This is a genomic window from Paenibacillus sp. A3 (genome assembly GCF_001399685.1).
Taxonomy (GTDB): Bacteria; Bacillota; Bacilli; order Paenibacillales; family NBRC-103111; genus Paenibacillus_G.
On sequence record NZ_JTHN01000037.1, the window covers coordinates 1 to 14,263 of the forward strand.

A 14,263-nucleotide genomic window follows, 5' to 3' on the forward strand; every position below is an offset into this window, starting at 1 on the left:
AAGTACCATATTTTCGGAAGATTGTGAGAGCTTATAGTACTAATTATTGCAGGGTGATTTGCTGGTTTTTTCCATCCCAAGTCACTTTCCAGCCCAGGTTCTCAGACAAAATGCGCAGAGGCACCATCGTCAAATCTTTCATAATGACCGGGGGCACTTCGGCCGTAATCCGCTGCCCGTTTACAATCAGGTCTTTGTTATCGATCCACAGATCAATCATTTTACCGCCGCGAAGGATCGTTACCTTGCGCTCCTTCTCGTCCCAGCTCACCTTTCCGCCTAGAGCATCGGTCACAAAACGGATCGGGATGAGCGTGTTGCCCTCTTTGATGACTGGCGCTTGTTCCAGCGTCATTTCTTTGCCGTTAACGGTCACAGCCTTTTTGTTGACGGTCAGCTGGACGGAATTATTCGATGGCTGCTGCACCGCGCCGCGGTACGTAAACGTAATATCGTCGATGCCAATTTTCCCTTTGGCTGCCCGTTCGTCCTGTCCGATCTCCTCATTTACAACATAGACGCTCTTGACGCGAATTGGATAGCTCAGCTTCAAGTCCGTCAGATCGGCAGTGATTTGCTTCCAGCCTTTCCAGTTGATGTTTCTTGCGAAATCAACATAATGAATTTTACCGGCGTTGTCAAGCAGCTCCGCACGCAGCCAGTTCAGGCTCTCGTCGCCGTTGACTCTCATTTTCATATATTGGGGCTCGCCCTCAATAAGAATGCGGGTATCCATCGTCGCATAAGCCCATTTGGTACCTTTTCCTTGCGTGAAGTCGTAGACTAATTCCAAATATTTGTTGCCGTTTGCGTCAGGAACGGTGTAGACGGAAGAGGCCACTTCTTGCGGCTTCGCATCCGGCAGCGTCATCACAGACTCTTTGTCCAGATCATACCATACCTTGTCAATCCCGACAGGAATGCTCGTCGTCGTACTGAAGCCGTCGTATCGTGCGATCAGCTGTGCGCCCGTGCTTCCTGCTAAGCTTGTTACCTTCAGCATGCCATTCGTAACTTCGCCCTGAATCCCAAGCACTTCCCATTGAATAAGCTCCGGCGGAATTTCTCTCGTCTTGCCCGACGCTGTCGTTGCCACGACCGGAAGCTTGTACGTTTCGCCTTCGGACAGCGCGAGGTTGTCAGCCGTAATTTTCATGCTGGTCAGCTGATTCCGGCCCACGACTTCGACATCCGCCGTCGAGGTACCCTGACCCGATACCGCGGTTACTTTGCTTATTCCCGGTTGGTTTGGAGTAAACACGTTATCTTTGAACGTACCCTTATTGCCGGCTACGCTCCATTGTGCCGTAATTTTATCGGTGTCGACCACCGGGTTATAAAATACGTCATAGGCTTTAAAACGAAGCGGAGCCTGCTCGCCGACAAACAGCACGCTTGGCGCCTGAATAAACAATTCCTTCACTTCGCCCTGCGGCGCGGTCGAGAACACCCCTACCCCGTTCACGACTTTTCGCTGAATTCCGGTTTCGGTTTTATTCACAAGCACCGGCGTCATTTCGCCAAGCGGCCGGGCTACCATCTGCGTAGAACCGCCTCCGTCAAGGTTAAGCCCTTTCCATACGCCTACTTGAATCATGAACTGCTGCAGCTCTTTCATCGACAAGCCTTTGCTGTCGCCGCTGTAGTCCGCTGTAATGATGTAGGCCGTCTTCTGGTCCTTGGAATAACCAAGCGCCGTCCGCGAGCGCGTGCAGCAAAGATCGTCCACCGGACGCGAAAATTCCGATGGCTTGCCTTCATCCACCAAAATCGTATGACCGCCGATCATCATTTTGAACGTACTCGCATCATACTTCTTGTTCGGGTCCTGCGGCAGGATTTGGTAGTCCGCCTTCAGCGGATCGCCTACTTTTACATGCGTTCGGATAAAATCGGCAGCTTTGCCCGACGCGCGCAAAATATACCCGTCTTTCGGAGCAATCATATTAATAATGCCGTTGTCCGCAATTTCTTTCACAATACCGTTCTGAACCAGTACTTCCGTAGGAACGGTCACGCCGTCATTAGAACGGTCCACTTGTCCCCATGCGTTCGTATACATGAACAAGCCGTCGATGTGGCTGTGCTCGCCGCCCGGTTCAAACCAGTAGTACGTCTTGTTTATCCCGCCAAGCGCATAGCTTTGCCCGTCTTTCGCAATAATGGAGCCTTTAAACGTGAACAGGTCCACAATAGGCTTGTTGTCCTTGTCCAGCGCAAACGAATAGAAACCTGGCAAATACGGCGGCGTGGCCATCAACTGCCCGTTGGCAATCTCCGGACCCATCGGGACACCTTCCGCCTGGGTATTATAGAAGTCGCCGTTCACCCCTGCGACAGCTTTCGTTTCCTTGGCCATACCCAGCACGCTTTGCTTGCGCGTAAATTGGTTCTCGGTCCCTGTCATGACATCCAGCTTGACATATGGGTTCGTCAAATCCACTTCCACAACGTTCGCATTGACTTTGACGTCTTTTTTGCTTCTCGTAAACTGCCATACATATTTTTTCAACACAGCACCAGTCGTCAAAATTTCTTGGCTTACCACTGTCGGAGCCGAATCCGCCGCTTCAGCGCTGTACGGTATCGACCATGTGGACAGCAGCAACGACACGGCCAAAACGGCTCCCGACAACTTACGCCATTTCTTCTGCACAATCACGTATCTGTTCTCCTCTCGTTTTCCACTCTCCTTTTATATAGACTCAATGACTATCCAAAAAGTTACGATAATCCCGGGTTAAAAAAATCGACAAAAATGCAAAAAGACGATCCGCGAAAAGAACGGACCGTCTTGCTTAGACAGATCTGGAGAAAATATTAAGCTTGGGCGTCAGCTTTCAACTGATCCGCTTTATCCGTACGCTCCCAAGGCAAGTCGATGTCAGTACGGCCAAAATGACCGTAAGCTGCCGTTTGCTTGTAGATCGGACGACGCAGGTCGAGCATTTTGATAATGCCAGCTGGACGCAGGTCAAAGTTTTTACGAACGATTTCAACCAGCTTCTCTTCGCTTACTTTGCCTGTACCGAACGTATCGACAGAAATCGAAACCGGCTTCGCTACGCCAATCGCATAGGCGAGTTGAACTTCACATTTTTCGGCAAGACCTGCAGCTACGATGTTTTTGGCAACGTAACGAGCCGCGTAAGCGCCGGAACGGTCGACTTTCGTCGGATCTTTACCGGAGAACGCACCGCCGCCATGACGGGCGTATCCGCCGTACGTATCGACGATGATTTTACGGCCGGTCAAACCAGCGTCACCTTGCGGTCCGCCGATAACAAAACGGCCTGTCGGGTTGATAAAGTATTTAGTATTATCGTCGATCAAAGCTGCCGGAACGATCGGCTTGATAACGTGTTCTTTAATGTCAGCTTGGATCTGCTCCAGCGATACTTCTTCGGCATGCTGGGTAGAGACGACGATCGTATCGACGCGAACCGGTTTAGATCCTTCGTACTCTACCGTTACTTGTGTTTTACCGTCCGGACGGAGGTATTCAAGCGTACCGTTCTTACGAACTTCCGACAAGCGGCGTGCCAGTTGGTGGGACAGCGAAATCGGCAGCGGCATCAGTTCAGGCGTCTCATTAACCGCAAAACCGAACATCATGCCTTGGTCCCCGGCACCGATCGCTTCGATTTCATCGTCCGTCATTTGGCCTTCACGGGCTTCAAGCGCTTTGTTAACGCCTTGGGCGATATCAGGCGACTGCTCGTTCAAGGAAACCAGCACTGCGCAAGTTTGGGAGTCAAAACCGTATTTCGCGCGAGTGTAGCCGATATCTTTGATTGTTTGACGTGCAATGGATTGAATATCGACATATTCCGATTGGCTTGTAATTTCGCCGATGACAAGAACCAGACCGGTAGCTACGGAAACTTCGCAAGCTACGCGAGCATTCGGGTCATTCGCCAAAAATGCGTCAAGTACGGAGTCGGAAATTTGGTCACAAATTTTATCCGGATGCCCCTCAGTTACAGACTCCGAGGTAAACAAACGGCGGCCCACAGGATTGGACATGAAAACAACCTCCTACTGCTTTTATTATGGATAAAGGCTTAAGTCCACATACAAAAAATCAACCTTTTCCGGGTGGAAAAGGTTTCTTTAGCTGCTACCTTCTTATTGTATGTTACTGGATTTGTAGAAGGCTGTCAATAAATTATGATGAGATCGCGTAAAATTAACATTCCTGTTGATAATTGTTTTCTTTTTTATAAGCTCAACATCATTTCTTCAGCTTTCTTGATTAATCTTGCCGTAATCGTACCGCCTACGGCACCGGCATCTCGGGAAGCAATATGCCCCCAATAATCTTCTTTAATTGAAGCAGAAGGGATCGAACCAAGCTCGGTGGCAAACTCCACATTAGCGTTCGCCAACTGCTTGCCAACCGGAAGTCCTAGCTCAGCGGCGATTTCGTATTTTAAAACATCCAGTGCTTTTCCGCTTTCCGGTACCACTTTCTTGTTGTTTCTCGCCATAACCGATACCTCCTCAAGTAGGATGTAATGTTATTATCCCTTCCTGAGGTAAACCGCAAACGTATGAATGATTGGCGAAATGGGTAAAATTATGATGCAGCTTTCGTTCCATCCGCATTCATAATCAAGTAGCTGCCGAGAACCATAACGTAAATTTCCTGCTTGTTCTTGGCGTCAGGCTTGACGCCGCGGCCCTCCCGCGGAACAATAAGTAAATGATTAAGCTCAACCGCTGCTCCCGCGGAAATATCTTTGCCAGAGGTAACGTCCGGAATTCCGTTATCGTCAGAGCTCACCGCTATAACTTTACCGGTTCGGACAATAAATTCCGTGCCCGCTCCGCCGTAAAGCGTTTGTCCTTGCTGGAGCTTAACGACGGTTAGTCCGGAATTGGAGGCAGCGTTATTGCCGGTATCGGAACCTGTGGAAGGAGAAGTTCCACTTCCGCTCCCTTGCTTAGCCAACTCAGCCGCGATGAGTTGCTTGATTTTTTCTTCGTTTATACTTTGTTTGGCGAATTCATCTGCTACTTGTTTAGCGATATTTTGTTCGAAGTAGCTCTTGGTTATGATAGGGTCGTCAACAGAGCCTGGTTGAGTAGAGGTATTGTTGGAATCTGCATAGACGATGGTTGAGAAAAGAAGAATGAGCACCACAGTAACAAGAGTAATTTTTGATTTCATTAGTTCACCTGCTTTGGATATATGTAAGAGGCCGGGCTTTGATAAAAAAAGAAGACCCGTAGGGGTCTTCTTTTTTTAATCCGTTAGGATTAGTTACTGATAACAACCGTTGTCGAAGCAGACAGGCCGTTAGAAGTCGTAGCTGTAATTGTAAACGAACCCGTTCCGTTGATAATGATTTTTTCCGGGTTGCTCGGATCAACTGTTGCAATTGGTTGGTTGTTATTTGTTGTTGCGTCAGTGATAGTATATCTTACTCCAGTAAATCTGTCATACTGATAGATGAATTCGTTTTTGAACTCATCACCATATTGATCCTTCAGAGTAAGATCACCCATCAAGTACCAACCTTTAACAGGATCGGTCAATTCGGAAGTTTTGAACGTTTTGCTGGAATCACCACGTTTAATGCTCTCAATCTTAACTGCATCACCTTTAACGGTTGCAGTTCCGCTAACTTTTTCTACGATACCTTTAGCGTTTTTAAAGTATGCAGTTACGCTAGAAGTACCTGCTTTGTTACCAAGTACGTAACCTGTCGTAGACGTCGGATTCGTCGTATTCTCACCGACGTATCTTTCAGTTGTACGAAGCACGGAGTAGTTATCCGCTGTTACTTCAACAATTCTCTTAGGATAAGCTACGAGGGTGCCTGAAGTATCTCTGGCTTCAACTTTAACTTGTTTTGCCAGCTTGCTTTCGAAAATACCCTTCTGACTGGTGGCGCTGTAAGTACCATCGTCGATCGTTTTGAAGAGATCGCCAAGTGGAGCCAAGCTATACTTCAGATCCTCTTTATTAGGATCGATAACCGTAACTTTCTTGGTGATATTATTTACATTGCTATCCGTAACTGTACCATCAACGAGTTTGCGGATTGCAAATTTCACTTCAGCGGTGCCAAATCCAGAATTGTCAGTTGTCTGCAGAGTAATCTCTTTATCAGAGAAAGATTTTATTGGTACGACAGCACCGTCGCCTGTGATTTCAAACTTATCAGCTTTAATAGTCTTGAAGCTAACATTACCTCTAGCGACAGTTGCATAGATGTCGTAAGTTACCGTTTTGCCACTGCTATCAGTGATTTTTTCCGGCAATTCTGTGAGAACTTCCGAGTAGTTGTCGATCACCTGATATTTAGGCTTAATTTCTGCACCAGCAACTGATTTATTCGCACCTTGGAAAACTTCCTTAATGGTAGAAGGGTAACGAGCTTCATTAGTTGTGTATGGCTGGTATTTATTGTTGTTGGAGTCAATAACACTCGGGATATATACCCAAACTTGGCCGTTATTTTTGCTATTAACTTTAGCAAAGTGGATTTTACCCTTGTGTTCTCCACTCAGCACAACAGCTTTATATTCGCTATCCAACATGGACGACGGAACGTCTGCCGTTGGTCCGAACTCCATCGGTCCGTTCACTTGGAAGTTGAAACGTTTGTCTTTAACGTTGTCAACAATCTCATCTTGCGTCAATTGGTTACCTTCTGCATCATAGGCTTTAAACTCAAGATAGATATCTTTGTCGCCGACAGCGATAGTATTTTTGCTGAAGTTTCCAAAATCGAACTTCGTTGCGATTTTACTTGCGCTAACTTTCACCGATGTTTGGGCATTAGCTCCACCATTCCATACGGAAAGGGTATATTCACCGGTAGTTGTAATCTTCTTGTCGCTCTTAACAAAAACAACTGCTTCTTTTACGCCGTCGCTGTCTTTGTCTTCAGTTTTTGCATCCAGCGGGTTCTCTCCGTAAATATTACCCTTTGGAATGAATTGGAAGTTAGGTTCCTGAATTTTGCTATCCTTACTTCCGGAATCAGCCGTAATCTCTCCACCGTATTGGTCGAACTGCGTCATTTTAATGACTGCCTCGTCACCGGTTGAATGGATTGCGGTCTTATCGTTAGAATAAGTCATTTCACCCAACTCAATCTTGGAGACAAGCGGGAATTGACCAATTTTGAAGATCTTAGTCTTAGTAATATCTCTCTGATCGGTAGAGTAAATATTGAGAGAGAACGTGGTGCTATCCGAGTAAACGTTCGGATTATCGGTGCTAAGTTCTACGTACATCTTAGTGCCATCTGGGGACTTCTTAATAGTTGGATTGCTGTCACCCAGTGTGCCAATAACGGAGAAGTTACCAGCAGGGAAAGAAACGAGTTGACCGTATTGGTTTGTCGGCTTAATTTGAATACGAACTTTTTTGGATCTCGCCACCGTCTCGCTAGCTGCTACAAAGTCGATTGATTTTAAAACTTCTTTTTCGCCTTTGAATTCCTTTGTTACTACATCAACTGCGGAAGCGTCCAAACCGCCGAGAGTTACAGAGTACGTATCTTCAACGATTTTCGCGCCGTCTTTCAAAGTCAACGTAGCAACTTTTTTGTCGTCGGACCATTTAAGGTTTTTATCTTTTACCTCGTATTTCGTTTCAGCTGTACCTTTTTTCAGAACAAAAGTAGCTTTGTTCGTGTCTACATCTCTGTCCAGAGTTACTTGGACTTTGTTGTAGTCAACAGCTTTAACTTCTTTAACGGAAGCTTTTGCCGGTTTGTTGGTGTCGACGAATTGTTTCTTAGCTTCGTAGGAGCTCGTAACCAACAGGTCGCGAGTTGCTGCCGAAGTACCGCCGAACGTACCGTCAGTGCCGTTGCCCATCAATTTCAGTTCGAGCGCCAAAGCAACATAACTTCTAGCCCACTCGGAAACCGTTTTGTCGCTAACGCCGGTTTTGTTTTTACCTTCGGAGTCTTTGCCCAGACCGCGGATCAAGAAAGTAGCGAGTTGCTCTTTCGTGACGTCGCCACCCGGGTTGAATTGACCAGGAGCGTAACCGTCCGTGATGCCAGCCTGTTTAACAGCTTCGATGTAAGGCACAGCCCAACCGTTAGCCGGGTCGTCGTTTTTCACATCGGAGAAGCTGGAGGTTTTCAGGGAAGTGTCAACTTTCAAATTGAAGATCAACGCTGCTACTTTCGCGAATTGAGCACGGGTCATCTTGTTTTTCACGCCAAAAGTATTCGGGCTGTCCTTGCTGTCGCCTTCGAAAATACCAGCGCCGATCATTTCGTCAAACTTAGCTTTTGTAGCTGCATCCAGATCTTTCAGATCTGTGAAATCAGCAGAAGATTTCTTAGCGTCTGCACCCAGCGCTACGGAAGAAAACATGGAGAATGCCATAGCCAGGGACAGGATTGCAGATAAACTTTTCTTCATAACCTTTTTTTCTCCTCCTCGAATATCTTGCGGTTGTTGAGAGTTCTGTGTAGAAAAATTATAGCTCGATTCCCTCATTAGCCGATTCACCCCCTTCCCAGAGTTGAGCAAAATGAGTTTTTATTGAAGATGTCTGCAATGTATGAATTGCAGAAACTAGTAAACCATTAGGAAGATTAAGGATAGAATCGCATGCCACCTAACATTATACACTGACATGCTAGCAAGGTAAAGAGCATATTTTGTGAAATTTATCCAAGTTCACAGCTCTTTGTCTTGCTTTCTGTTTGTTTCAATGTATTAAACGCACGTTGTTTCGAAAAGTTGCGCTCTTTGAAAAAACTTTTTTCGGTTTTTTTTGAGACAACTTTGAAGCAAGTACATCAAGAGCGTCTATCAAATATGTATTGTATCGAGCGCCCACAAAAGGTAGTATACAACGATCTACTCACATACGTCATCATTAATAATTTTCCAATATTGAGCGGAAACCACCTAATATTAGAGAACAAACCGCCAACTCACGGTTGACGGTTTGGTTAGTCATCTTATTTCGGGAACTTCTTTTGCTGCTTCAAGATACGCTCCATGACGGCAGCAGCTTGAACACGCGTGAAGTTTTGAAGCGGATCGAAGCGATATGTCTTCTTCTTCTGACCGGAAAGAAGAACGTTCTCGATGCCTTCGATGAATCCGGCTTTGGACACGGCTTCAACCGCCGGCAAAGCATAGATGTCGATATCTTTCGCATCTGTAAATTGCTTTTGAAGCGTAGCAAGAGACTTATTGCTGTCCGAATTCACTTTCAGCTCTGCCGCTCTCGCAATCATCACGGCCGCATCCTGGCGCGTAATGGCCTCGTCCGGCTTAAACCGGCCTCCGGCATTACCGCGTGCGATGCCAACCCGTGCCGCTGTCTCAATGTACTTATAATCGTACAGTGGATTGGTGCTGGCAAACTTCTGCACGTCGCTGAACGTCAGGTTGCCGGAGTACTGAAGCGGAAGATCGAAAGCTTTTACGAGCAGCGTAGCAAACTCGCCGCGCGTAATCGATTCGTTCGGTACAAAGAGCGACTGCAGTTTATTCAGCATAAACCCTTTGGAGTAAAGCGTATCAAGCGTATCACGGCCCCACTCGTGGCTCGTAATATCGTTGAAGCTATCGTACATGTACATGACTTGGAAATAACCGAAATGATCGATCGGAACCGTAATCGTATTTTTCTTCGGATCGACTTCGCCGCCGATGTTTTTCCAAGCCAAAGTCGTCATGCCCCGGTAATCTTCGTAGATATCCATTTGATACACGGTGACATACTTCCAGGAATCCTGTCTGATCGAATCGTCATACTTCAGCGTCAGCTCGCCGCGCTTGGTTGGTACAAACGAGTTTTTCAGGTCATTCTCATTATTCTTCTGATAAAATCTTACGTTCGCGTTGTTTACGTCAATATTATAAGGATCGCGTCCGGAGCCTGTAAGAGCTTCTTTCAGCTTGTCCTTATCCAAATAATCGTCTTGGCCAACAGCACCGCCATTGATCCAGAAAAGCTTACTGACCGGACGGAATTTGCCTGTAGGCTCTTGAAGGAAGAACGATGCGCTGTAGTCTGTGTTATAGGCTTTGTTAACACGGCCGTCCTTCACATTGGCAAGCCCGAACAACAGCTTGCGGTCTCCCGTCAAGTACTGATTCGTCGCAGTCGGTTCGTTGCGCATAAGCTTCGTGTTAGCCGGGAAGCTGAGTTCCAACTCTCCCTCGAACAGCTTATATTTGTTTTGAAGCGGCATCAGCATTTGTGCGCCTTCTACCGCCGTATTCACGTTATTCACCACAAAGCTGGCTTTGGAGCTTTCTTTGCCGCGATTAACGGTAAAGCTGATCGTGTTACGGCCTGCCTTCAAGTTTTCATAACGGTAGTAGAAGTAAGGCTTGTTGTCGGACGGGTCAATCTTGCTGAGCACATTAGCGTCTTTACCGAAGCTCACGCTATCTGCGTTCTCAGCTTCCAATTTGATGTCCACAAAGTTGCCGTTGATTGTAGCGATATCATCTTTGCCGCTCTTCACAAGAATCGGTTCGATAATCCGGTAAGGTACCGGTTCCCGGGAAATCGTGATGCTCCGCGTTTCGGTAATTCCCGTTTTGTTGGAAATCATAAATTCGAAGACGACATCCCCTGTAAAAGGAAGCGGAATGCTAGCCGTATTGATAGCTCCTGTCCCGACGCTATTCAGATAGTTTTGCTGTCCATTGGCCGGAGAGGCAGGATAATTCCATCCGGTCCCGCTATCCCGGGCATCGAAAGTAACAACCGGATTGCCCAGAGCGTCTTTTTTGCGGACGGTCATTTTGATGCTGTCTGCATTCACGAAGTTACCTACGAAAGATACGCTGTTTGCATTCGTCGCGTATTTATCCGGCGTTTGCGCCTTGGTGAACTTCTCCAGCGGGCTTGGCAAGATATCTCCTACAAATGCAGGGGTCGGCAGCGTAAACTTAAAGATCTCATACTGCACTGTCGTTACAACAGCACCGTTCAAACGCAGGTTGATTTTTACCGTATTTCGCCCTTCGTTGAGCAAATCTTTGTTGTCGTTAGGCAGCCAACGGGTGTCGGCTTTGCTCACATCCAACATAAAAGTCGATTTTGCATTGGTATCGCGGAAATCTCCTGCAACCAGCTTGGTCGTATAACCGTTAACGGATACCTCGACATTGGCATACTCCGCTTCAGGCAAGTTCATAATCTTCGCCTGCAAGCAAGGGGTGCCGCCTGTACCTGGAGTACAATAAGGTGTCTCCAATGCGGCGTTTTTGATGACCATATTGTTATAGAAGTTAACCGGAATGATATACGGCGTACTCGTGATAACTAATGGGAAGTCCAGCTTTCCGTTTGTTACACCGCTTGGTATTACAGACATCACGGCTCTTCCATCACGAATACCGTTGACTTGCACTTTCCATTTTTGTTGGGCCCCATCAGGTCCAACATAAGTGGCAGCTATACCAGTAGCATCTCCACCGATGTGAGCCTTAACGCTACCCGCCGGGGCTACACCGGTCGTGTAAATATAGAACGTAGATGGCAACTCACTGATTTCGTTATCGCCATTTTGGTTGAGGGCCACTTCAACCGGTTGATTCGTTACCGGGTCTGTGCCAAGATCCTTGGTTACTTTCGTTACATAAGGTGCAGCCGGATCAAAATAATTGAACGTAAACGTCTGCTGCGGCGCTTGACCAACCAAGCCGCTGCCCGTATAGAACGTTACGATAAGCGTCTGATTCCGAGTCGTCGGAAGAGTCAGCGGAATAGAACCCAAGTTAAATACTTTATAAGTCGAGGTCGACTCTGCCGGGATTTCCGTAAGTGGCGCCGGTGTAGTTCCCGAGAAATAAACCCGTTGGGTTGCCGGGCTCCCGCCTACTACAGTGATATCTGCATACACATACTGCGTAACCGTAGAAGAGCCCGGGGCCAGATCGACCTTCATTTTACCCGTCAGGTTAGCCGTCGTTTGATTCAATTGCGGAAACGGATCGTTCACCAGCTTCTGCTTTCCAGAACCGGTATCTAAAGCGCCGTCAAACAAAAACGGCTTGCCATTGTTGAAAATGAACTTTTTAGTCGTGTTGTACGTATTCGTGTTGTTGCTGGCGACAATTTTAAAAATGTTGTCCCCGGCTTGCATGTTGAAATCCGTGTTCCGGTTCGGAATGAACGTAAAGTCGCCATTATTGCTGCGGAACGCCGTGATCGGATTGGCTTGGCCGAGCAAATAACCTTGAACCGTCGTCGCGTTCGGCGATTTACCGGTAATGACATACGCCGTTTGCGTCGGGTCCTTCGGATACATCTGACCGTCTTCGATCGGCACGTCGTTAAACTTCAAGTCCGTAATGTTCGTTGTCGGCGTAAACGTCAGGTAGGCAGGTTGGGAAGAAATCTTGGTGACGTCTCCCATCGTAAACGTAATTTTATTCGTACCTGCAGAGAGCTTGACGCTGTTAAAAGTCACTTCATACGGGCCCGTCTTCATGCCCTTATTGGATTTGTTTTCCACCGGGCTTCCAGGGCTGGTCGTCACGTTCTCAATCTCATAATAAATAGAAGAGATCTGAGCATCGTCGATATTATCGATTTCGACGGAAATATTGACCGTCTCGCTGGTGACCGGAGTCGGGGTTGCCGCTGCCGTACTGTATCCTTTGACTTTCATCAGCGAACCGCCGGCGGCCATCGCAGAAAACGGTACGATCATCGACACCAGCAGAGCAACGATGACCGCAAAGCTGACGGCACGATTGGTAAGTCGTTTCAAGAGAAGTACCTCCTTATGTAATAAAAAATGTAGGCAAATTAACGCTTCAAAGCAATCCGGTTAAAAAACAACCTCCCCCGCCCAAAACCGGCAAAGATTTGACATCATTCGCCAAAAAAATAGTTGTACTTTACATATCGGCCGAACGTCATCGTTTTTTTAGGGAAATTTGCAAGGAAGCGCAACAAAAAATCCCAAACCAATCAAGGTCTGGGATTTTCAGCGTTTATTGTTGTGTTAAACAATGTGCATTTGATGCTAAATCATCATTTTGACATCCGTGAACGGGTGCTAAGCTGCATCGTTTTAACACGGATTTTATTTAAAAAATGAAGCACCGGTTTTTTGGTTTTGCTGATAATGCCGATCGCTTCCGCGCCAAGTACCAGTACAAAGAGCAGAATGGCAATCAATATCACGGCACCCCATAGCGCATCCTGTTCCGACATGAAGGAAAGCAGCACGGCGGAAGAGCCGAAGAACACGGCAATACCGTATATAATGAGCACCGTCGTCCGGTGGCTGAAGCCAAGTTGAAGCAAGCAGTGATGCAAGTGGCTTTTATCCGCGGCCGAAATCGGCAAGTTATTGACCCACCGGCGCATAATGGCGAAGAACGTATCGGACAACGGGACTCCTAAAATCATGATGGGAACCAGCAGTGATACGACGGTCGCCTGCTTAAATCCGAGTACGGACAGCGTAGCCAGACAAAACCCGAGGAACAGCGCTCCCGAGTCGCCCATAAAAATTTTGGCCGGATGAAAATTATAGAACAAAAATCCGGCGATCGAGCCGAGCAGTACGATACAAAGCAATGCGACGGTAACGTTCCCCATCATCAGGGCCAGTACCAGAATCGTCGTCGTTGCAATCCCCGACACTCCGGCGGACAGACCGTCCAATCCGTCGATCAGGTTAATCGCGTTGGTCACCCCTACGATCCAGAAGATCGTCAGCGGAATGGCAAGCCAAGTTAAAGAAACGGCCCCGTCGCCAAAGGGCAGGTTGACCAGATCGATCACAGCCCCGGAATAGACCACTACACTCGCAGCCAAAATTTGACCGAGCAATTTGATTTTGGGTGACAGGTCAAATCGATCATCCAGCGCGCCGATCAATACGACAATCGCCCCACCTACCAGAAGACCGAAAACAACGTCCGTTTTTAATGTATTTATAGCAGGAGAAACAACGAAATAAGCTGCGATGAATGCAATAAAAATAGCTAGTCCGCCGAGTCGCGGCATGATCCGGCTATGTACTTTGCGATGATTCGGCGCATCCACGGCACCAACCCAAAAAGCAAAGCGTTTTACCAGCGGTGTCATCAGCAATGCGATCAGTAAAGCAGCAACAAAGCCGATACCGTATAACAAGTTCATGTGTTTTTTCACAGCCCCTTTTTTCTATGACAAAACCCCAAACACTTCAAATTATACCTTGACGGCTTCTGAAATACCATCATGAATTTAGGCAATTTGGGCGGTTTTCAGGTTGTTTTCATAGGTATTATCAGGTTTCTGCACATTTTC

At 47.1% G+C, this 14,263-nt stretch carries 7 protein-coding genes; all 7 read right to left on the reverse strand.

The genetic code is table 11. The annotated features are described in order from the left end of the window. Window positions 1–43: 43 nt before the first annotated feature. Complete coding sequence (locus QJ48_RS05145; protein ID WP_054972574.1) at window positions 44–2,662, reverse strand: stalk domain-containing protein; 2,619 nt, start codon at window positions 2,660–2,662, stop codon at window positions 44–46. Window positions 2,663–2,820: 158 nt separating this feature from the next. Beyond that, window positions 2,821–4,026, reverse strand: a complete 1,206-nt coding sequence (gene metK, locus QJ48_RS05150) for a methionine adenosyltransferase (protein ID WP_054972575.1) — start codon at window positions 4,024–4,026, stop codon at window positions 2,821–2,823. Window positions 4,027–4,220: 194 nt separating this feature from the next. After that, on the reverse strand, window positions 4,221–4,490 hold the full coding sequence (locus tag QJ48_RS05155) for an alpha/beta-type small acid-soluble spore protein (protein WP_054972576.1): 270 nt from the start codon (window positions 4,488–4,490) through the stop codon (window positions 4,221–4,223). An 89-nt stretch (window positions 4,491–4,579) separates the two neighbouring features. Beyond that, window positions 4,580–5,173: a hypothetical protein gene (locus QJ48_RS05160; RefSeq protein WP_054972577.1), complete on the reverse strand. Its 594-nt coding sequence runs from the start codon at window positions 5,171–5,173 to the stop codon at window positions 4,580–4,582. 89 nt (window positions 5,174–5,262) lie between these two features. After that, complete coding sequence (locus QJ48_RS05165) at window positions 5,263–8,475, reverse strand: S-layer homology domain-containing protein (protein ID WP_063858024.1); 3,213 nt, start codon at window positions 8,473–8,475, stop codon at window positions 5,263–5,265. A 470-nt stretch (window positions 8,476–8,945) separates the two neighbouring features. Further along, window positions 8,946–12,728 (reverse strand): S-layer homology domain-containing protein, encoded by a 3,783-nt coding sequence (locus tag QJ48_RS05170; RefSeq protein ID WP_054972579.1) that lies wholly within the window; start codon window positions 12,726–12,728, stop codon window positions 8,946–8,948. Window positions 12,729–12,994: 266 nt separating this feature from the next. Beyond that, the gene (locus tag QJ48_RS05175; protein ID WP_054972580.1) at window positions 12,995–14,113 is read right to left on the reverse strand and encodes a glycosyltransferase family 4 protein; all 1,119 of its coding nucleotides are present in this window, start codon (window positions 14,111–14,113) and stop codon (window positions 12,995–12,997) included. Between the last annotated feature and the right edge of the window lie 150 nt (window positions 14,114–14,263).

What these genes read in the sequence shown, in the direction of transcription:
- QJ48_RS05165 (WP_063858024.1), bottom strand. Translation starts at nt 8,475, where the DNA reads ATGAGGGAATCGAGCTATAATTTTTCTACACAGAACTCTCAACAACCG.
- QJ48_RS05155 (WP_054972576.1), bottom strand. Translation starts at nt 4,490, where the DNA reads ATGGCGAGAAACAACAAGAAAGTGGTACCGGAAAGCGGAAAAGCACTG.
- QJ48_RS05160 (WP_054972577.1), bottom strand. Translation starts at nt 5,173, where the DNA reads ATGAAATCAAAAATTACTCTTGTTACTGTGGTGCTCATTCTTCTTTTC.
- metK (WP_054972575.1), bottom strand. Translation starts at nt 4,026, where the DNA reads ATGTCCAATCCTGTGGGCCGCCGTTTGTTTACCTCGGAGTCTGTAACT.
- QJ48_RS05175 (WP_054972580.1), bottom strand. Translation starts at nt 14,113, where the DNA reads ATGAACTTGTTATACGGTATCGGCTTTGTTGCTGCTTTACTGATCGCA.